Genomic DNA, 21,260 nt, shown 5'->3' on the forward strand with positions numbered 1-21,260 from the left:
ACTAAGCATCTTCCCCATTCCAAATATCATCATCAGCATATTTTATTTCATTATGGCTTGAAGTTGATGACCGAAAAAGTTCATCATGATGATAATTTCTTTCTGGATTTTCTGGTAAAGAATCGTCGTGATCTGGAGCAACTTTACGAAGATGTTCTGGTTTTTTAACTTCAGGTAAATCATCATGAATGACTGAAGGAATTAGAATTTTCTTTCCGGGAGTTGATTTGTTTTCCATAATAAGTGATGCTCAAATTTCAAGCCATAAACTTGATTGTAAAAAACAAAACCCGCTATTGTTTAGCAGGTTTTGTTTAATAAATTAATAATTTCCAGTTACACCAACTTCCAAACCTCTTAGTTCAGCCAGTCCGCGTAGCCTACCTATAGCCGAATAACCGGGATTGGTTTGCTTTTTTAAATCATCGAGCATCTGGTGCCCGTGGTCAGGCCGAAAAGGAATCGCTTGATCCCGTTTTGCGTTTTCTTCAGATAGTGCCTTCATGATTTCATACATGTTCACATCCCCCCCCAGATGATCGGCCTCATAGAAACTGCCATCCTCATCCTTTGTAACATTGCGCAAATGGGCAAAGTAGACACGTTCTTTCACCGTATCAAAAATCTCCAATGCATCGTTTTTCAGGCCTGCCCCCAAAGATCCCGTACAAAAACAGATACCGTTAAAAGCCTGATCCACTTCTTCGATAATGTACTTGAAGTCTGCCAATGTGCTTGCAATTCTTGGCAGACCTAAAATCGGGTATGGTGGATCATCGGGATGTATGGTCATCCTGATGCCCTCCCTGGTACAGACTTCAGCAATCGAGGACAGGAAATATTTCAGGTTTTCTTTCAGCCCCTGCGTTCCGATGGCTGCATATTCATTTATGCTTGCCCTCAGTGTCTCCAGTTCTATTTCCTTTTCATCCGGAATGCCCATCAGCACATTGATGCGCAGATCATCCAGTTCTGTCTGGTCAAGCTTTAAGAATTTTTCGTTTGCCCTTTTTAGTACTGATTCAGCATAATCAGCTTCCGCATTTTCTCTCTTGAGGATGTGGAGATCAAATACCGCCAGGTCTATCCAGTTAAAATACAGTGCCCTGGACCCATCGGTCATCTCCAGATCGAGCTGCGTACGCGTCCAATCCAAAACCGGCATAAAATTATAGCACACGGTTTTGATCCCGCACTGTGCCAGGTTCAGCAGGGTAACCCGGTAGTTTTCCAGGTAATGTTCCGCGTCGGCCCTCCGGGTTTTGATTGCCTCGTGAACGGGCACACTTTCCACTACCGACCAGCTCAGACCGGCCGCTTCAATAATGTTCTTTCTCTCCAGGATATCTGCCAGCGGCCAGACTTCGCCATGTGGAACGTGGTGTAGGGCCGTTACAATCCCAGTGGCCCCGGCCTGCTTAACATCCTGCCGGCTTACCGGATCGTTCGGACCGTACCAGCGCCAGGTCTGTTCCAGTTTTTTATATTTAGTTCCCATATTTATACACCAGAAAAAGCCCCGAACCCACCATCAACCGTTATATTTTCCCCGTTCACAAATTTTGAGGCGTCACTCAGCAGATAGATCAATGCCCCAATTAATTCTTCCGGGTCACCGAATCTCTTGAAGGGTGTTTTTGAGATGATGGCATTTCCCCTGCTGGTCAATGAGCCGTCTTCGTTTGTTAAAAGCGCCCTGTTCTGGTTGGTGATAAAAAAACCAGGGACAATCGCGTTCATCCTTACCTTATCGCCATAACGGTTGGCCAGCTCCACCGCCATCCATTTGGTGTAACTGTCTATAGAGGATTTTGCCAGTGAATAGCCCAAAACCCGGGTTACCGCCTGGGTTGCCGAAACCGAAGAAATATTTACAATGCTTCCGCCGTTTTTTGCAATTTCCTTCCCGAAAATCTGTGTCGGCACAAGCGTTCCAAAAAGATTTAAGTCGAAGGCCTGTTTCAGTGCATCGATATTCAAATCAAAAATATCACTCGCAGGCTGAACAACAGCTTCGGCAATATTGCCCCCGGCACCGTTTACCAACCCGTCTATCCGGCCAAACGTTTTAATGACTTCGGCTTTTGCATCAACCAGATGCTGTTCGTTCAGTACATCCGCAATGATATAAATTGCCTTACCACCTGCTTTTGTAACCGTTTCTGCCCTAAGTTTTGCGGCTTCTTCGTTTCTTCCAATAACCACAACCGTTGCTTCGGCAGCAGCAAGTCCATTAATAAATGCTTCCCCCAAAACACCCGTTGCGCCGGTTACCACAACAACTTTGTTTTTGAGAGAAAACAGGCTATCAATATTTTTTATCATTTCTTTAGATTTTTATTCGGTTATTCTACAACTAATGTAGCAATGGAGTGTGGCAGGCTTGTAGTTGTAGCGGCTTGACCTTTAATCCATAAACTATATTTTAATTTTTCATCTGATTGATTCATTACTACAACAACCAATTTTCCATCAGCATTTAAAAAAGAAGTGGATTGTAATAGATCACGACTTGAAGCTGTACCAACTCTTTTTGCTCCCGGACGGATAAATTTTGAAAAGTGGCCCATGTAGTAATAGGCATTGGTATAGATTAATTTATCGTTTTTAGTATCAGCATGTACCGGGGCAAAACAGAAATTGCCTACATGGTTTGGCCCTCCGTGTTCATCTAAAAGAATGTTCCAATCGGTCCAGGCAGCAGTTCCAGCATTGAAATCGTTAATCATTGAATAACCATAGCGTTCGCCTAATGTCCAGTCATCTAGTTTTTTAACATCATATTTTTCCTTACAGCCTTCGGTAAAAATTATGGCTTTATCAGGATAAGCTTCGTGTGTTTGACGAACATTTCCAAATTGCATGCCGCTTCCTGTCCAGGTTTCGTACCAATGAAAACCAATTCCCCAAACATATTTTGCAGCTTCTTTATCGTTTAGAATGGTACTCGCTCTTTGAAAAATCTGATCACGGTTATGATCCCAGGCAATTAACTTTTTAGATGATAAACCTGATTTCTGTAAAGTTGGACCTAAGAAATTCTTGATAAAATCCCGTTCTTCTTCAGCTGTATACACGCACGATTCCCAAATCTGTTTAGCCATTGGCTCGTTTTGCACTGATAATCCCCAAATGGGCATGCCCATCGCTTCGTAAGTTTTGATGAACTTTACATAGTGGTTTGCCCAACTCTGGCGATATTCTGGTAACAAATGGCCACCTTTAATTAAACTGTTATTATCTTTCATCCAAGCTGGTGGCGACCAGGGGCTCACATAAAGCGTTAGTTTTCCACCTGCGGCTGATGTTGCTTGTTTAATTAATGGAATTTTAAATTGCTCATCATGCGCAACACTGAAAGTTTTCAAATCCTTATCATTATCCTGAACGTAAGTGTAACTTCCGCTCGAAAAATCGCAGCTGGCAATATTGGTACGTGCTAAAGTATAGCCAATACCCTTATCCTTATTGTAATACGCTGCTAATAATTCTTGTTGATTTTTCTTCGAAAGCTTAGCAAAAGTTTCTGCCGATGCATCAGTAAGTGCGCCACCAATGCCCACTAAAGTTTGATATTTAATGGTTGGATCAACAAAAATAGTTGGCTCGGTTTCGAAAGGTTGTTTATTTTCTACAAAATTTATCGTCTCTGTTTTACTAATGCGATAATCAGTTTTTTCGGCAGTAGTGTAAACAGTTACCTTTTTATTCCCAACTGAAAAAGCCTGAATAGTTTTTGCAGCAGCTTTAGCTGGTTTCTTGGTTTGCGCTGCAGTTGAAAATACAGTTGCCAAAACCAACAGAATGCTTATGTTTTGTTTTATCATAGTTGATTATTTATTTGCACTACCAATTAGTGCTTAATTATATTTGAGCTTCTAATTTCCGAATAAATCGATCATTAAAGTCACAAAATATCAATTATTGCGTATCATTTTTAAACGCCATTAATAAGTGATTATCAATCAGGAGCTATACTTTTTTTACAGGAATTACTATTTATACTTTTCCTGCATTTCGTTATAGAAGTTTTTAAGTACGAAATATGCTTTTTTCTTTTTTCCGGTTTCTGATATCAACCCTTTTCGGTTCCAAAAATTTTGATAAACAGGGTGTTGTCTTCTTGGCGATCTGAAATCGGTTAAAATCCAAGGTGTGATTCCCCTTAATGATTTGATCTTACTCAACATCGTAATCTGATTTTTGTACAATGCTTCCTGATATTCTTCGCTCCAACGGGTGTTTTCATCGGCATGAAAGCCTGCTAAAGCATCGCCGCCAAATTCGCTAATTACAACTGGCTTATTATATTTTATATTGAAATCATATTTGGTAATTTCACTAGGTAAACCACCAAAATACCAGCCGGCATATTCGTTAAAGCTTACCAAATCAATTTTTTCTCCCAGTGGATCATTTAAAACCATGGTATTCCCTTCGCGGTGAACTTCAAGCGCGGCTGCAATTAAACGGGTATCATCTAATGAACGGGCAGTTTCAACTAAATTGGTCATAAAGCTTAATCGGGCATCGCTTAAGGGGGTTTCATTTCCAACCGACCAAATGATTACACTTGCCCTGTTTTTATCTCGAACGATTAAATCTGTAAGTTGCTGTTTGGCGTTAACATAAGTTGCAGGGTTTTTCCAGCTGATGGTCCAATAAACCGGAACTTCTGCCCAAACCATTAAGCCCATTTCATCAGCCAAACGAATCATTTCTTCATTGTGAGGATAATGCGCCAGGCGAACGTAATTGCAATTCATATCCTTTGCCCATTGCAGCATCATCCGCATATCACCTTCCGAACGTAAACGCCCAGCTATTAATGGGTTCTCATCATGAAGGGAAATGCCCCTCAAAAAAGTAGATTTGCCATTTAATAAAATACTATCGCCCTTAGCTTCTATCGTTCTAAAACCAATTTTATCATTAATATTTTCTTTATCAGATTTGATATTCGCAGCATAAAGTTTTGGATTCTCTGGAGACCATAAACTTAAATTATTCCAGGTAAATTCGTCATCAACCTTTCCCTCACTATCCGTTTTATATTTTTTCTCCAGTTTTAATTCCGGAATTGATAATGTTATATCCTGTCCAGCAGTGGCATCGGCTAGTTTTAAAGAAAAATTAATGAGATTATTGTTTCCTTTTACCAGCTGTAATTTATAGTCGCTAATAAAATGATCGGGAAATTCTGCCAAAAACACATCCCGGGTAATACCACCATAATTCCACCAATCGGTATTTACAGTCGGGATTTCATCGGGCCTTCTGGTATTATCCACTTTAACTACAAGTGAATTTTCACCGATTTTTAATTTGTTTGTTACGTCGAACTGAAACGGTGTAAATCCGCCTTTGTGCACACCAAGTTTTTTGCCATTTAAATAAACATGAGCTTCGTAGTTTACAGCTCCAAAATAGACAAAGTATTTTTTACCTTTTTCTGGCTTGGCATCAAATTTCTTACGCAGCCAAATGGTTCCCTCGTAAAGTTCCAGTTTTTCTGATTGCGAATTCCAATCACCAGGAACATTCATTTGAGGAGAACCATTGAAATTATATTCAACCAGTTCCGATTTATCTTTTTGTTCTTTATCGTCAAAGAAACCACCTGCACCGGTTTTAGATTGATCGTAAGGCTGATGCCGGTAATCGTAATAGCCGTTTTCGTATGGATCGATAATATAATTCCACTTGCCGTTTAAGCTTTGAATATTTCTACCCTGAATGTTTTGAATGGAATTAACCTGTGAGAAGCAAACGGATGAAAGAAGCGTAAAATAAACTAAGAAAACTCTAAATTTTAAATTGGGCATAATGATTTAATTTTTAGGGTAGCAGCACAATTATAATTTTATAAAATGGATTAAAGCAATTTGTAAATGATTAAGCTACCCCATTAAAATAATTTAACGCAAATAACGATGCCAAATATATTGATTTATTTGAAAGGCTTAGAATTGGATTCGATTTAAGATATTGGGTTTACTCATTTCGCTGGACAATATATTACCAAATTAGGTAAGTGAAATAGCTTCTCTTTTAATCTCGTTGCGATGCTTTTCATTATAAATAAACGCACCTACAATAAATAACCCTGCAATGCCTTCAAAAGCTACAACAGTTTGTGTACCAAATTGATGTGCAAGATATCCCATCAATAAACTTCCGATTGGTAAAACACCCTGATAAGCCATGATGTAGTAACTAAGTGTTCGTCCTCTCATTAAATCATCAGCATGTGTTTGCAGATAGGTATTTATCGATGAGGTTTGTGCCATTAAACCAAGTGCTGCCAAACCTGTACAAACCAAAGCCAATATTAGCGATGGACTTATGGCCAAAGCTACAACGGAAACCGCTAACAATATTCCAGAAACCATCACAACCTTTTGTAGATTCTGATTAATTTTTAGTGTTGCCATGTAAATAGCGCCAAAAAATGCGCCAAAGCCTGCAGCGCTTTCAAACCAGCCAAAAGTAGTAGCGGTGCCATTAAATATATCTTTTGCAAAAACTGGAAGTAAGGTGGTAAATGGAATTACCAATAAACTTGATGCCGCCATCATTAAAATCATAGAAGCTAAATCTGGCGAAGCCTTTAAATAATCGTACCCTTTTTTTAGATCGATCCATATATTTTCTTTTGATTTTGCATGTTCCGTGAGCTTTAATTTCATCATAACCATGCAGCCAAGTACAGCTATGAAACTAACAAAGTTGATCAAAAAACAAATATCCTCACCCAAAGTACTTAAAATTACCCCTGCCAATGCCGGACCAATTAATCTCGCTGCATTAAAAACTGATGAATTTAAAGCAATGGCATTCGGCAAATCTTCTTTATCATCGATTAAATTAACCATAAGCGATTGCCTGGCCGTAACATCAAAAGCATTTACTAAACCCTGAACAAGAGATAAGGCAGCGATCCAAAACATATCGTATACCTTAAACCAAATCATTACCGCAAGCGCACCAGCCTGCAACATCAGAATTACTTGAGTGATGATTAAGATTTTGTATTTATTGTGCCTATCAACATAACTGCCAGCATAAGGCGCCAGAATTAACGAAGGAATTAAACTTAAAAACGTGATCAACCCCAATAAAAATGCCGATCCTGTTAAACGATATACCAACCAACTTATGGCTACACGCTGCATCCATGTACCAATTAATGAAATGGCTTGACCAGTAAAAAACAATCTGTAATTATAATGCCTTAACGAACGAAATATACTCATGATTAAAATAGTAAAGTAACTTTACAAAAGTAACATTTTTAAATATTATTCAGAAACAAAAAACGTTCCTTTTTATCATATTAGGATCACAATTATAAAAGGTAGCCAGATTTAGTATGATAAGATGAAGTAAATTAAGCTTATATTTGTAAAGTTAATTTACTTAAAGATGCCTACACAAACGCAAGAAATTGCCGCAAAACTACGAAGTACTGTTACCCGACTAACCAGGGAATTGAGAAAACAGAACGTGAGTTCGGCTTTTAGCAACGCTGAATTGTTAACCATGTCGTTGTTGGAGCAACACGGCAAAATGTTATCTACAGAACTGGCTGATATGGAACGGGTTTCGAAGCAAGCAATTTCACAAATCATCAATCGTTTGGTTGATGCGAAGTGTGTAGAAAGACATCCAAGCGGAGACGACAAACGGAAAATCTTCATCAACCTTACTAAATTGGGCGAAAAGCACATTATAGCTAGTCGGAAGATTAAAGAAGAATGGCTCGTGCAAACAATGGATAAAATATTCTCTTCCGAAGAAATAAATCTTATCCAGGCATTTCTTCCGCTGCTTTCCAGATTGGTGGAACATAACGGATTAAGAATATAATTTACTTTATCGTTATGCAAATAAGCTGTACCTTGCAGCTTCAAAATGGCATTATATTTCACTTCAATAAATTCGGGAAGTAACGGTAATTGTTACTATGTGGGCAACGATAATGAGGCAATACTTGTTGATGTGGGCTTAACCTGTAAGGAGGTTGAAATAAGAATGCTTCGATTAGGTTTATCTATTCAGAAAGTTAAAGCCATTTTCATTTCACATGAACACAGTGATCATATAAAAGGCCTAACTGTATTTGCGAAAAAGCATCAACTTCCGGTATATATTAGTTCAACAACTTATAAAAGCAGCAAACTTTCTTTAATCGAAGGAAACGTTTTTCCAATTTCTCATTTACAGCAGATTAAAATTGGAAATTTAACTGTTCATACCTTTTCAAAATTTCATGATGCTGCAGATCCTTACAGTTTTACTGTGGAATGCGATGATGTAAAAGTTGGTGTATTTACAGATATTGGTGCAGTTTGCGACCGGTTAATCAGTCAATTTAAAACTTGCCACGCTGCTTTTTTAGAAGCAAATTATTGTACTCAAATGCTGGCCAATGGAAGTTATCCATATTTTTTGAAAAGAAGAATAACCAGTGGGCATGGCCACCTCAGCAATACACAAGCACTGGAATTGTTTCAAAACCATAAGCCGGATTTTATGACCCATCTTTTATTAAGTCATTTATCAAAAGACAATAACGATCCTGTTTTGGTGGAAAGCATTTTTAAGCAAGTGGCCGGAGATACCTATGTACAGGTAGCATCGCGTTATCAGGAAACTCCACTGTTTTATGTAAGCAAAAAAGAAAGTGAAAATTTAGCTTACAGTTTTAATCCAGCACAACATGTACCCGATCAGCTAAGTTTATTTCTCTAAATTTATAGCGAAATCTAGCCTACAACAATCATTAATCACAAGATACATTTTTTTTCAAACTTTTTTTTGAGGTATCCGTTATCTATATACTTCATAAATAGTTTGTTTGGTTTATTAGGGGCTTAAGATTTTAAGCCCCTTTCTTTTGCCCAAAATTCCTATTAAATTGTAGTATCATAAATTATTAATACTGTAAATTTTGATATTATAAATTTTCAGCTACTTTTGAGCCAAATCTCCCCCTATTGTTTTTTTAATCTTAAATAAAAAATAACATGGAGACGAGTAAATTCTCAAAATTCACAGCCGAGTTTCTTGGCACATTAGTATTGGTTTTAATGGGTTGCGGTAGCGCTGTAATTGCAGGTGCAAATGGCACAACAGGTGTTGGTCTGCTGGGTATTTCTTTTGCATTTGGCTTATCTGTTGTTGCAATGGCTTATGCCATCGGACACATTTCGGGTTCTCACATTAATCCGGCAATTTCAATTGGAATGGTGGTAGCAGGACGTATGAAAGCTAGCGAAGCGGCTTATTATATTGTTGCTCAAATTTTAGGGGCTATTGCTGGTGCTGGCTTACTCTATTTAATTGTTAGCAACCAGTCCAATTTCGAGATGAAAGAATGGGCTTTAGGATCAAATGGCTGGGGCAAAGGTTATTTAGGTGAGTATAATTCTACCGCTGCATTTATTGCAGAAGCAGCATTTACATTTATTTTCTTGCTGGTAATTTTTGGTGCCACATCAACTAAAAACATTAACGGAGGTTTTGCAGGTTTAGCAATTGGGCTTTCATTAGTTTTAATTCACATTGTTGGAATAAAAATTACAGGTGTTTCTGTAAATCCTGCCCGTAGTATTGGCCCGGCAGTATTTGCTGGTGGAGAGGCATTAAAACAAGTTTGGATGTTTATTGCAGCACCAGTTGTAGGAGCTATTCTAAGCGCTGCAGTTTGGAGAAGTGTTCTGGAGAGAAACTAGTTTGAGGATGTAAAATGGATGAATTTATCTAATGATCATTCTATATCTTATTTTCATTTTGAATGCTTAACAAATCTTCAAGCATAAATACATTAAAAAAAAGGGTAAAATGGAATTTCCATTTTACCCTTTTTTAAGTAATGAGAGAGAAAATCATTCCATTTTACATCTCACTTTTACCATTATTATAGGTTTTTTACAATCGCCTCATCTAAAGGTTTTGTTTTAGAACGGAAACGGTGAACCAACTCCCCTTTTTCGTTAACTAAAAACTTTTCAAAGTTCCATTTAATATCGCCTTGCTCTTCTGTATTGGTTTGCGAAGTTAAATATTTAAACAACGGACTGATATCATCACCTTTAACGCTGGTTTTTTCAGCCATTAAAAATGAAACATTGTATTTCCCAGTACAAAATTCTTTAATTTCTGCATTGGTAGAAAACTCTTGCCCACCAAAGTTACCCGCTGGAAAGCCAATAAGTACAATTTTTTTACCGTATTGCTTTTGAAGTTTTTCTAAATCTTCATATTGAGGCGTGTAGCCACATTTTGAAGCAGTATTGACAATTAAAATTTTCTTGCCTTTAAATTTTGATAATTTAACTTCTTTGCCATCAATTGTTTTGAAGCTGAAGTCGTAAACATTTTTTGGTGGCGTAGGCACCAAAAAGTTGAGTAGGATAAGGATAGTGCTGATCATTGTTTTTGTTTTTATATACGAATATAGACACAAATAGTTTTTGGATAAGTAATGATGTTGTAAATAATACAATCTTTTAAAAATTTTGAAATATAAGCATAAATCTTTTCGGGACAATTAGCCATGCCATACGCTTCGATTTTTTCCAAATTTCGGTTATGCTGCTACAACAAAGTAGTTTCGCTACTATTGGGTTTAGAAACGAAATCACATTCTTTTGGGAGAAACCTTTGCAAAGTTGCTATTAATCGTTAATAGCAATTCTATATGCGCCACCTAAACCCGACCGAGTGAAAAACCCGGAAACCAAGGTACGAGGTTGAGGATTTGAAACATAGGGCGGGACAAAGCCTGAAATAGAACCACCGAAATTGCTTTTCAAATAATTAAAATATTGAGGTTAAACTGGTAAAAAACGCTCCAATTTCTATGAGATTTTGAAAAATAATTTGTATAAAATTTAGCTCATGTTTGGATTTATACTTTAATTATAGCTTTATTTGCACAAAATCGTTATTTCATGGCCAAAAATTTATTAATCGTCGAGTCCCCCGCAAAAGCTAAAACTATAGAAGGCTATCTAGGCAAAGATTTTCTTGTAAAATCGAGCTATGGCCATATTCGGGATTTAGCCAAAGGCGATATGGCGATTGATATTGGTAATGATTTTGCACAAAAATACGAGGTACCAGCAGATAAAAAAGCTTTAGTTGCCGAATTGAAGAAACTTGCTAAAGACGCAGAAATGGTATGGTTAGCATCCGATGAGGACCGTGAGGGAGAAGCCATTTCCTGGCATTTATTCGAAACTTTAGGCCTAAAAGTGGAGAAAACAAAGCGTATCGTTTTTCATGAAATTACAAAACCTGCAATATTAAAAGCAATCGATAGTCCGAGAACGATAGATTATAACTTGGTTAATGCACAACAGGCCCGTCGTGTTTTAGATAGATTGGTAGGTTTCGAACTTTCGCCCGTTTTGTGGAAGAAAGTTAAACCATCACTTTCTGCAGGTCGAGTACAATCTGTAGCGGTACGTTTAATTGTTGATAGAGAAAGGGAAGTTCAAAACTTCAACGCTTCTGCTGCTTATAAAATCACTGCTCAATTCTCGACTGGAAAAGGCAAAGAAATTGTAAAAGCGGAATTGCCGCAACGCTTCGAGAGTGAGGCTGATGCTGAAAAATACTTACAGGATTGCGCTTCAGCTAAATTTGATATTACAAGTTTAGAAACCAAACCCGCCAAACGTAACCCTGCAGCGCCTTTTACCACATCTACATTACAACAGGAAGCATCACGCAAATTGGGTTTTCCGGTAGCGAGAACCATGCAAGTGGCGCAACGCTTGTACGAGGCAGGTAAGATTACTTACATGAGAACGGATTCGGTGAACTTATCGGAAACCGCCTTAAGTGCTGCAGCTGCTGAAATAAAATCGGCTTACGGCGATAAATACCACCAGCAAAGAGTTTACAGAACGAAATCTGCAGGTGCACAGGAAGCTCACGAAGCTATCCGCCCTACTTATTTTGACAGACATACCGTTGATGGCGATATTTCGGAGAAACGTTTGTACGATTTAATCTGGAAACGTTCCATCGCATCGCAAATGAGTGAAGCTTTGTTTGAAAAAACAACCGCTCAAATTACGGCATCAACCAGAAAAGAACATTTAGTGGCCGAAGGCGAAGTTTTAAAATTCGATGGTTTCTTAAAAGTTTATTTAGAATCTACGGATGATGAAGAAGGCGAAGAAAAAGAAGGTGGTTCTATTTTACCTCCTTTAGCCAAAGGACAAGAGTTGTTTTTAAAGGAAATGCAGGCAACAGAGCGTTATTCTCGTCCGCCGGCAAGATATACTGAGGCCAGTTTAGTTAAGAAATTAGAAGAACTTGGCATTGGCCGTCCATCTACTTATGCACCAACAATTTCTACCGTTCAAAACCGTGGATATGTTGTTAAAGAAGACAGAGATGGTAAACAGCGTAAATTTACAGCTATAATTTTAGCTGATGGCAAAGTTAGAAAGGATTCAAAATCGGAAATTACAGGTGCCGAAAAACAAAAGCTTTTCCCTACTGATATCGGTGAGGTGGTTAACGATTTTTTGGTTGAGCATTTTAAAGGAATTGTAGATTTTAACTTCACCGCAAAAGTGGAGAAAGAATTTGATGAGATTGCTCAAGGTTTACAAGAGTGGACTAAAATGCTTCATTCTTTTTACAGCCCTTTTCATGCAGAAGTAGAAACCACTTTAGAAACTGCTGAACGTGCTACAGGCGAACGTTTGTTGGGTTTAGATCCCGCAACTGGTAAAAATGTTTATACCAAGGTTGGTAAATTTGGTCCGTTGGTACAAATTGGCGAACTTGATGAAGAAGAAAAACCACGTTATGCAAGTTTAATGCGTAATCAATCGGTTGCTACCATTCAGTTAGAAGAGGCATTGGAGTTGTTCAAACTTCCATTCTCACTACCCGATTTTGAAGATAAAGAGGTTTTAGTTGGTGTTGGTCGTTTCGGCCCTTATGTAAAATGGGGTGAAACTTTTATATCGCTTCCGAAAAATGAGGAGCCTTTGGCTGTTACTTACGAACGAGCAGTTGAAATTATCAAACAGAAAAAAGATGACGATGCTCCGATTGCTTATTACGAAGGACTAGGTGTTACCAAAGGCAAGGGACGTTTTGGGCCTTTCATTAAATGGAACGATTTGTTCATTAATATTCCTGCTAAAGGTTACGATTTCGACAATCTATCGCAAGAAGATATCAATACACTGATTGGCAAAAAAGTAGAAAAAGAAGCAAACAGATTTATTAAAACCTGGGAAGAAGAAAAAATTTCTATTGAGAATGGCCGTTGGGGACCGTTTATTCGCTTTGGCAAGTTAATGCTAAAACTTAGGTACAACGAAGCTACAAAACAAAAGTACACGCCTGAAGAATTGGTTGATGTTGATTTGGAAGTCATTAAAAAAATGATTGTTGAACAGGTTCCTAAAGCTTTTGAAGTAAAGAAAAAGGCACCTGCAAAGAAAAAAGCACCAGCGAAAAAGGCGGTGGCAAAAAAGGCGGTGGCAAAAAAGAAATAACCAGGATTTAAGGATTTTAGGATTTCCATGATAATGGAGAAAAGCCTGAAGTAATTTATTCAACGTTTTACAAGACTGTCATTCTGAGCTTGTCGAAGAATTATATCATAAATCGGTTAGTTATTCTCCAAACAATTAACCGATTTATTCAATTTAAACCATTAAACAATTTACAGTGAAAGCCGATTTACCAGAAAATACAGTTGAAGATATCGCAATGGCTGTTGTGTTGATGAGCGAAACTCCAGAAGTAAAAAACTGGACTGTTTATCTTGTTAATTTAAAAAATGAGCCGATTAGTAATGTATTAATCAGCTCGAAAGGTTATGGTGAGAAAGATGGAAAGCAAGTTAAAACTTCTGTTTTAAGGCATTTCATCGGAGATATGGAAGCAAACGACTTTAAAGGAGTTGAGGCTATTGATCCTGAAGTTTTCGGTTTAACGAATGAGTACTGGTTAAGCTATTATATCGGTTCTACCATCTACGATAAGAAATTTATTTTCCTGCCTGAAAGTATTGTTGATTCCAATCTGATTAAAATTCCTTTGGTAAATAGACCTGGGGTGATGATAAAGTAATTTTTGGTTCATTAGTCATTAGTTCATTGGTAGATTTAAACGCAAACTAATTAACTATTGAACAAATGAACCAATCTACCACTAAGGCACCTTAACCGCCTGTCTACCCAACAACTTCCACCCTGCTTTCTCTTTACTCCAAATTAGCAAAATATATAACTTCACATTTCCGGGAATATTTTTATCGTTGGTTTTGGCGTTTAACGTATGGCGCACCAAAGCTGTTTTATTTTGAACGGTAACTGTTTGGTCGGTTAAATTAATGTCTACAAAATCCGATGAGCCAGACACTAAAGAATGTATAAACTGCTGCTTAGTTTCTATTTTACCACTGGAATGACCATAGCTCAAATTATTCAAAATTAACTTATCTAATGCCAAACTATCAGGTGCAACCATTAATTTGGTTAATTTGGTTACGGCATCTTCTACTTCAGTTTTCTGGGCGAAAGAAAAGTTCGCTAACATTATCAGGCTCGAAAAAATTAATATTTTCTTAATCATATATGGTTCACAGTTTGGGTTGATGTTGTAAACTTATCTAAATCATAGCAAAGGAGCAAAATAAAAAGAACGTTAATCATGTAAATTACATCCACTACATTTTACAAATAATAATTAGAAAGCAGCAAAACACTCAATATTTGTGGCAGATATGCATCTTCTATCGAATTGGAAAAATAAAAAGGATAGTTTTAATTGAGTTGTAAAGATTGAAATGAATCAAAATCCCCACAACACCTTACTTTTCAACATAATTTAATTTAACTGAAATTTTAGTTAATTTTCAATCACATCTAATCAGAATTTCAAAAATGGAACAACCCTCTACCTATCAATCATCCTCCAAAAAGAAATTTATTTTTATTGGTTTGTTAGCAGTTTCAATCGCTGCAATCTTCTTTTTTTATTTCAATCGCAAGAAAAAAACAAATGAGGAAAATCAGGCTTATGCAAAATATATCGAAGCTTACACTTCTGGAACCATTTCAAAAAAGAGCTTTATTCGCGTTCACTTAGCAAATGCTGCTACAGGAATGCAAGATTTAGGCAAGGCTGATTCTCGGGAGTTATTCGATTTTTCGCCATCTATTTCAGGAAAAACCTATTGGATAGATCCTCAAACAGTAGAATTCCGTCCTGATGAAAATTTAAAACCCGGAAAAGAATATGAAGCCACATTCAAACTTTCTGAAGTTTCGGATACCGAAAAAGGCTTGGAGGATTTCGATTTTGAGTTTAAGGTAATTACGCCTGGCATAATGCTTTCTCAAAACGGTTTGGTTTCTCAAAATAATACTTCGTTGGATTACATGAAGCTAACCGGCGAAGTTGCGACAGCAGATGTAGAGGAAACTTCCAAAATTGAAAAGGTAATTGAACTCGATTTTGATCAGAAACTGAAAGTTAAATGGCAGCACGATCCTGCTAAAAACATTTCAAAATTCACAATCGATAGTATAAAAAAGAAAGGCGAAGATCAAAATCTGAAGATTGATTGGGATGGCGACGCTATTGATGCCGACCAAAAAGGTGAAGAAGAAATCAGAATTCCAGCTTTAAATAAGTTCGAAATTTTAGATATGAAAGCCATCCAGGGCGAGGAAGATTATGCTCTGGTACAATTTTCAGAGCCGATTGGTGTTGGTCAGGATTTAACAGGAATGATTTCGCTTGGCAATCTGAGCGATTTACGTTACACCATTGATGCAAGTCAGGTTAAAGTTTACGCAGCCGAAGAATTGAAAGGCAAGTATACATTGAGCGTTAATAACGGTGTAGAAAACATTAACGGTAAAACCTTAACAGGCGGTAAAACAGCGAATTTAGTTTTTGAAGATAAAATCCCATCGGTAACAATTGCAGGTGGAGGAACGATTTTACCAAATTCTGGAAAGTTGGTTTTACCTTTTGAAGCCATCAACTTAAAAGCAGTTGATGTTACGGTGATTAAGATTTACGAAAACAACATACCACAATTTTTCCAAACCAATAGTTATAAAGATGGCAATGAGTTACGTAGGGTTGCAAAACCAATCCTTCAAAAAACAGTTCGATTGGATGAGGATAAGGCCCTTAATCTTCATAAGAAAAATCGCTTTACACTGGATTTAGATAAAATGATTCGCACCGAACCGGGTGCAATGTATCGGGTAACCATCGCCTTCAGGCAAGAATATAATGCTTACAACTGCAAAGCTGGTGAAGCAACAGCAAGCAGTGGAGATGGTGAAGAATATTATGGAGATTACGAAGGCTATGGCGAAAAAATTGATGAAGACGATGATTTCTGGCAACGCTATAACAATTATTATCCAAGAAATTACCGCTGGAATGACAAGGATAATCCTTGTACGCCATCTTTTTATACCAATGAACGTTGGACGAGCAGAAACTTAATTGCATCAAATATTGGTTTAGTGGCCAAACGCGGTAACGATAACAGTATGCTTATCGTAGCAACAGATTTATTAACTGCAAAACCGTTAAGTGGCGTAAATCTGGAGCTGATGGACTACCAGAAGCAAATTATTTTTACCACTAAAACTGATGGCGATGGTTTTGCCAGATTCGATTTGAAACGTCAGCCGTTTTTATTGATTGCCAAAAATGGTTCGGAGCGTGGTTATTTAAAACTGGATGATGGAAGTTCTTTACCATTAAGTCGTTTCGATGTTGGTGGAGATGTAGTTCAGAGTGGCTTAAAAGGATTTATTTATGGCGAACGTGGCGTTTGGCGACCAGGTGATAGCTTGTTTGTTTCTTTTATTTTAGAAGATAAACCGAAAAAACTTCCAACAAATTATCCGGTTACGATGGAGTTTTATAACCCTAAAGGTCAGCTGTATAAACGATTGATAAATGGTAAACCGATAAATGGATTCTACACTTTTAAAACGGCTACAGAAAGTACCGTCCCAACTGGAAATTGGATGGCAAAAGTAAAGGCTGGTGGTGCAACATTTACTAAAACATTAAAGATTGAAACGGTTATGCCTAACCGCTTGAAAATTGATTTCAATGTGGGCAACAGAACCTATTTAAGTTCGGGCACATCTGCCGCTACCCTATCGGCAAAGTGGCTTTTCGGTACCCCAGCACAAAATCTTAAAGCCAAGGTTGATGTAAATCTAAATACCACAGAAACCAAATTTAAAGGTTTCGATGGTTTTAGTTTTGATAACCCGACCGTAAATTTCGAATCGCAGGTAAAAACAATTTTTGAAGGTACTTTAAATGGAGCCGGAACAGCACAAATTAACACCAACCTGAATGAAAACAATACCGCTCCAGGTGTTTTAAGGGCAAACTTTACCACGAAAGTTTTCGAGCCAGGGGGTAATTTCAGTATTGATAATTTCAGTATTCCATATCACGTTTATAAAAGCTATTTGGGTATCCGTCCGGAAAAAGGCGATAAACTTAGTGGAATGTTGGTTACCGGGAAAGACCACAAAATCGAAATTGTAAATGTAAATACCGATGGAAAGCTACTTAGTGGCAGTAAAACCGTTCAGGTTGAATTATACAAAACACAATGGCGCTGGTGGTGGGAACAAGATAACCAAAACACTTATGCGAATTTCACGCAGAACCAATATAACAAACTGGTTGAAACGCACAGCGTTACTTTATCAAACGGTAAAGGAAGCTGGAATTTACGAATCAATGAACCCGAATGGGGCCGTTATTTGATTTTAGTACGCGATGAAAACGGTGGCCACGTAACCGGAAAATCTGTTTATGTAGATTGGCCAGGTTGGGCACAGCGTGAGCAAGGTTCAAATCCAACAGAAGCATCAATGTTATCTTTTACGGCTAACAAAGAAAAATTCACAGTCGGCGAAGACATAACTTTAACCATCCCGACAGGTAAAGATGGACGAGCTTTAATTTCAATTGAAAACGGAAGTCGGGTTTTAAAAACTTTCTGGATTGATACCAAAGCCGGACAAACACAGTATAAATTCAAGGCTGAAAAAGACATGGCGCCAAACGTTTTCGCAAATGTTACGCTATTGCAGCCACATGCACAAACCGTAAACGATTTGCCACTCAGAATGTATGGTGCTATTCCGATTTCGGTTGAAGACCCTCAAACCATTTTGAAACCAACGATTAAAATGTTGGATAAAATCAAGCCTGAAACCGAAAACACAATTACCGTTGGCGAGCAAAATGGTAAAGCAATGACTTACACAATTGCTTTGGTTGATGAGGGATTATTGGATTTAACACGCTTTAAAACACCAGATCCACATAGCGCATTTTATGCCCGCGAAGGATTGGGCGTAAAAACCTGGGATTTATTTGATTATGTTTTAGGCGCATGGGGTGGCAATTTAGAGCGCATCCTAAGTATTGGTGGTGATGGAAGCATCAATAAAAATTTAAATCCTGCAAAGGCCAATAGATTTAAAGCGGTTGTTAAATTTATGGGTCCTTATACTATTGGTAATGGCGAAAGCAAAAACCATAAATTTAAGTTACCTCAATACATTGGCGCCGTTAGGGCGATGGTTGTTGCTGGTCAGGATGCCGCCTACGGATTTGCAGAAAAATCTGTTCAGGTTAAAAAACCTTTAATGGTTTTGGCTACGCTGCCACGGGTGATTGGTCCGGGTGAAAGCTTTACTTTACCGGTTACCGTTTTTGCGACTGAAAACAATTTAAAGAATGTTTCCGTTCAGTTACAAGCTAATAATTTAATTGTTCAGGGCACGAATAAACAGCAACTTTACTACCAAAAAACTGGTGAGCAAATGGCTTATTTTGAAGTTAAGGCACCAGATAAGGTTGGTATTGCCAAAGTAAAAGTAGTAGCACAAAGTGGCGGCGAAAGAACAGAATACGATGTAGAAATGGACATCAGGAATCCAAATCCTTATGTAACAAATGTAGTTTCGGCCACAGTTCAACCGCATACCAAATGGGCTGTAAATTATCTACCTATCGGGATGGCAGGAACCAATTCCGGATCTTTGGAAGTTTCTTCAATCCCGGCAATCAATTTGGGAAAAAGATTAAGTTATTTAATTCAATATCCTCACGGATGCATTGAGCAAACTACATCAGGCATTTTTCCTCAATTGTATTTAGATAGATTAAGTCCATTGAATGAACAGCAAAAAGCCAAAACAGAATCTAACATAAAAGCTGGAATTAATAGGATTAAAGGCTTCCAAACTACCGATGGAGGACTATCTTATTGGCCAGGTGAAGGAAGTTCTGATGAATGGGGAAGCAACTATGCTGGTCATTTTTTGGTTGAGGCACAAAATGCAGGTTACTCTTTACCTGTTGGTTTGCTCGATGAATTGTTGCGTTATCAAAAAACAAAAGCAGCGAATTGGGCACCTAACAGCAATAATTTTTACGGTGGTGATTTATCTCAAGCTTACCGTTTATATATGTTGGCTTTGGCTAAAAAACCTGAAATGGCTGCTATGAATCGTTTAAAAGCTTTCGAATATCTTTCGGTGGCTGCGAAATGGCGTTTGGCTGCTGCCTACAAACTGGCAGGGCAAAATAATGTCGCTCAAAACATGATCAGCGGATTGGATACTACTATCCAGCCTTACAAGCAGCTCGGTGGAACATACGGTTCAGATGTTCGTGATGAAGCGATGATTTTAGAAACCTTAACATTACTTGGACAAAAAGCAAAAGCTGCCAGTTTACTACAACCTTTGGCAGCTAAACTTGGTGAAAATACATGGTACAGTACCCAAACAACGGCTTACAGTTTATTGGCAATTGCAAAATTCTGCGGTTCTAATCAGTCATCAAATAAGTTGCAATATCAATATGTTTTAGATGGCAAGTCGGCTCCTGTTAACTCAAACCAGTATTTAAATAGCACTCCGGTAAACTTTAAAGGAGGTACAGCTTCGGTTACCAATAATGGAAATAATGTATTATTTGTTCGCTTGGTTTTAGAAGGACAACCAGTTGCCGGTCAGAATAATTTCTTACCAAACAGACCTGATGTTTTAGATATGAATGTTGCTTACAAACGTTTGAACGGAACACCATTAGACCCAACCAAATTAAAACAGGGAACTGATTTTTATGCTGAAGTAACTGTTAAAAACCCAGGCAGATTGGGTTACTATGAGCAAATGGCATTGACTCAAATCTTCCCTTCTGGATGGGAAATTATCAATACCCGTGTTAACGATAACCAAAGTATTTTAGCCTCATCTCCATTTACTTATCAGGATATAAGAGATGATCGGGTTTTTACTTATTTCAATATCCGAGAAAATGAAAGTTTGGTTTACAAAGTTTTGCTAAATGCATCTTATACAGGTAGGTATTATTTATCTGCTGTTCAGTGCGAAGCGATGTATAATAATGATATTTCTGCAACGCAAGCTGGTAAGTGGGTTCAGGTGGTGAAGTAATAAACATAACTTACGAAGTTTTGAAAGGCAAAGAGCCGGGTCGAATTTCGCAAGTTTAGTGCTCAACAAAACATTGAGTAACATACCATAGCCTCGGTTCGTGTCCCCACGAACCGAAATTTTGAATCTTAAGCTTATTTTAAATGGATAAATTATTTGAACATCAGAGAAAAAGTTATATCGAAATAGGACAAATATATTTTTGGACGGCAACAATTAACAAATGGCAAAATCTTTTGTTCAAAAACGAATTTAAAAACATAATAATTAGTTCATTTGAACATTTATGTAAACTTAAAAAAATTGATCTCTATGCATTTGTTATTATGCCAAACCACATACATTTAATTTGGAAAGTAAATGAATTAAACGGAAAGGAAACAGCTCAGAGCTCGTTCTTAAAATATACAGCTCATGAATTTAAAAAGTTATTAAATGATGAAGAATTAACAACTTATCGGGTTAATCTAGCTAACAAAAATTATGAATTTTGGCAAAGAGATTCTTTAGCTATACATTTATATTCTCCTGATGTAGCATATCAAAAGTTAGATTATTTACACAATAATCCAACAGCAGAGCGTTGGCAATTAGCTGATGAGCCGTCTAATTATTTGTATTCATCCGCAAGTTTTTATGAGAATAACAACACGAGATTTAAATTTTTGAAAGACTTGAGATTAGAGTTTTAGTTCTTTTTATGGTTAGTGCCTCACTAAAACTTAATGGTTCGTGGAG

The 21,260-nt window shown here is 37.5% G+C and carries 15 protein-coding genes; 7 read left to right on the forward strand and 8 right to left on the reverse strand.

Features of this window, described 5'->3' with window-relative positions; genetic code table 11:
* Position 1 precedes the first annotated feature (1 nt).
* The 6 genes from LUA91_RS06635 to LUA91_RS06660 form a co-directional block, all read right to left on the reverse strand.
* Positions 2–238, reverse strand: a complete 237-nt coding sequence (locus LUA91_RS06635) for a hypothetical protein (protein ID WP_231425245.1) — start codon at positions 236–238, stop codon at positions 2–4.
* An 84-nt stretch (positions 239–322) separates the two neighbouring features.
* The gene (gene uxuA, locus LUA91_RS06640) at positions 323–1,498 is read right to left on the reverse strand and encodes a mannonate dehydratase (RefSeq protein WP_231425246.1); all 1,176 of its coding nucleotides are present in this window, start codon (positions 1,496–1,498) and stop codon (positions 323–325) included.
* Positions 1,499–1,500: 2 nt separating this feature from the next.
* Complete coding sequence (locus LUA91_RS06645) at positions 1,501–2,325, reverse strand: SDR family oxidoreductase (protein WP_231425247.1); 825 nt, start codon at positions 2,323–2,325, stop codon at positions 1,501–1,503.
* Positions 2,326–2,345: 20 nt separating this feature from the next.
* Entirely contained in the window at positions 2,346–3,827 is a 1,482-nt protein-coding gene (locus LUA91_RS06650) for a glycoside hydrolase family 30 protein (protein ID WP_316796549.1), read from the reverse strand.
* A gap of 168 nt (positions 3,828–3,995) precedes the next feature.
* Complete coding sequence (locus LUA91_RS06655; RefSeq protein ID WP_231425248.1) at positions 3,996–5,825, reverse strand: glycoside hydrolase family 2 protein; 1,830 nt, start codon at positions 5,823–5,825, stop codon at positions 3,996–3,998.
* A gap of 201 nt (positions 5,826–6,026) precedes the next feature.
* Complete coding sequence (locus tag LUA91_RS06660; RefSeq protein WP_231425249.1) at positions 6,027–7,256, reverse strand: MFS transporter; 1,230 nt, start codon at positions 7,254–7,256, stop codon at positions 6,027–6,029.
* Between the two features lie 169 nt (positions 7,257–7,425).
* Here LUA91_RS06660 and LUA91_RS06665 point away from each other — a divergent pair, with 169 nt between their 5' ends.
* The 3 genes from LUA91_RS06665 (at position 7,426) to aqpZ (ending at position 9,737) form a co-directional block, all read left to right on the forward strand.
* Positions 7,426–7,869: a MarR family winged helix-turn-helix transcriptional regulator gene (locus LUA91_RS06665; RefSeq protein ID WP_231425250.1), complete on the forward strand. Its 444-nt coding sequence runs from the start codon at positions 7,426–7,428 to the stop codon at positions 7,867–7,869.
* Positions 7,870–7,914: 45 nt separating this feature from the next.
* On the forward strand, positions 7,915–8,754 hold the full coding sequence (locus LUA91_RS06670) for an MBL fold metallo-hydrolase (protein ID WP_231425251.1): 840 nt from the start codon (positions 7,915–7,917) through the stop codon (positions 8,752–8,754).
* A gap of 275 nt (positions 8,755–9,029) precedes the next feature.
* Positions 9,030–9,737 (forward strand): aquaporin Z, encoded by a 708-nt coding sequence (aqpZ, locus tag LUA91_RS06675; protein WP_231425252.1) that lies wholly within the window; start codon positions 9,030–9,032, stop codon positions 9,735–9,737.
* Between the two features lie 185 nt (positions 9,738–9,922).
* Here aqpZ and LUA91_RS06680 read toward each other — a convergent pair whose 3' ends face one another.
* A complete protein-coding gene (locus tag LUA91_RS06680) occupies positions 9,923–10,438 on the reverse strand; it encodes a glutathione peroxidase (protein WP_231425253.1) in 516 nt (171 codons plus the stop codon).
* A gap of 520 nt (positions 10,439–10,958) precedes the next feature.
* On the opposite strand from LUA91_RS06680, the gene topA reads away from it, so the two are divergent.
* Entirely contained in the window at positions 10,959–13,535 is a 2,577-nt protein-coding gene (gene topA, locus LUA91_RS06685; protein WP_231425254.1) for a type I DNA topoisomerase, read from the forward strand.
* 175 nt (positions 13,536–13,710) lie between these two features.
* A complete protein-coding gene (locus LUA91_RS06690) occupies positions 13,711–14,115 on the forward strand; it encodes a hypothetical protein (protein ID WP_231425255.1) in 405 nt (134 codons plus the stop codon).
* A gap of 81 nt (positions 14,116–14,196) precedes the next feature.
* Here the strand turns inward: LUA91_RS06690 and LUA91_RS06695 are convergent, their stop codons facing one another.
* The gene (locus LUA91_RS06695; RefSeq protein ID WP_231425256.1) at positions 14,197–14,619 is read right to left on the reverse strand and encodes a nuclear transport factor 2 family protein; all 423 of its coding nucleotides are present in this window, start codon (positions 14,617–14,619) and stop codon (positions 14,197–14,199) included.
* 311 nt (positions 14,620–14,930) lie between these two features.
* Between LUA91_RS06695 and LUA91_RS06700 the strand changes: the two genes are divergently transcribed.
* Positions 14,931–20,522: an alpha-2-macroglobulin gene (locus LUA91_RS06700; RefSeq protein WP_231425257.1), complete on the forward strand. Its 5,592-nt coding sequence runs from the start codon at positions 14,931–14,933 to the stop codon at positions 20,520–20,522.
* Between the two features lie 143 nt (positions 20,523–20,665).
* Positions 20,666–21,214 (forward strand): transposase, encoded by a 549-nt coding sequence (locus LUA91_RS06705; RefSeq protein WP_231425258.1) that lies wholly within the window; start codon positions 20,666–20,668, stop codon positions 21,212–21,214.
* Positions 21,215–21,260 lie beyond the last annotated feature (46 nt).

The sequence above is a fragment of the Pedobacter sp. Leaf250 genome (assembly GCF_920984735.1).
In the GTDB taxonomy this organism is placed as follows: domain Bacteria; phylum Bacteroidota; class Bacteroidia; order Sphingobacteriales; family Sphingobacteriaceae; genus Pedobacter.

Bases quoted from the DNA above. Each gene is read 5' to 3' on its own strand.
- uxuA (WP_231425246.1), bottom strand. From the start codon at position 1,498: ATGGGAACTAAATATAAAAAACTGGAACAGACCTGGCGCTGGTACGGT.
- LUA91_RS06665 (WP_231425250.1), top strand. From the start codon at position 7,426: ATGCCTACACAAACGCAAGAAATTGCCGCAAAACTACGAAGTACTGTT.
- aqpZ (WP_231425252.1), top strand. From the start codon at position 9,030: ATGGAGACGAGTAAATTCTCAAAATTCACAGCCGAGTTTCTTGGCACA.
- LUA91_RS06655 (WP_231425248.1), bottom strand. From the start codon at position 5,825: ATGCCCAATTTAAAATTTAGAGTTTTCTTAGTTTATTTTACGCTTCTT.
- LUA91_RS06660 (WP_231425249.1), bottom strand. From the start codon at position 7,256: ATGAGTATATTTCGTTCGTTAAGGCATTATAATTACAGATTGTTTTTT.
- LUA91_RS06645 (WP_231425247.1), bottom strand. From the start codon at position 2,325: ATGATAAAAAATATTGATAGCCTGTTTTCTCTCAAAAACAAAGTTGTT.
- LUA91_RS06680 (WP_231425253.1), bottom strand. From the start codon at position 10,438: ATGATCAGCACTATCCTTATCCTACTCAACTTTTTGGTGCCTACGCCA.
- topA (WP_231425254.1), top strand. From the start codon at position 10,959: ATGGCCAAAAATTTATTAATCGTCGAGTCCCCCGCAAAAGCTAAAACT.
- LUA91_RS06705 (WP_231425258.1), top strand. From the start codon at position 20,666: ATGGATAAATTATTTGAACATCAGAGAAAAAGTTATATCGAAATAGGA.
- LUA91_RS06670 (WP_231425251.1), top strand. From the start codon at position 7,915: ATGGCATTATATTTCACTTCAATAAATTCGGGAAGTAACGGTAATTGT.
- LUA91_RS06635 (WP_231425245.1), bottom strand. From the start codon at position 238: ATGGAAAACAAATCAACTCCCGGAAAGAAAATTCTAATTCCTTCAGTC.
- LUA91_RS06695 (WP_231425256.1), bottom strand. From the start codon at position 14,619: ATGATTAAGAAAATATTAATTTTTTCGAGCCTGATAATGTTAGCGAAC.
- LUA91_RS06650 (WP_316796549.1), bottom strand. From the start codon at position 3,827: ATGATAAAACAAAACATAAGCATTCTGTTGGTTTTGGCAACTGTATTT.
- LUA91_RS06700 (WP_231425257.1), top strand. From the start codon at position 14,931: ATGGAACAACCCTCTACCTATCAATCATCCTCCAAAAAGAAATTTATT.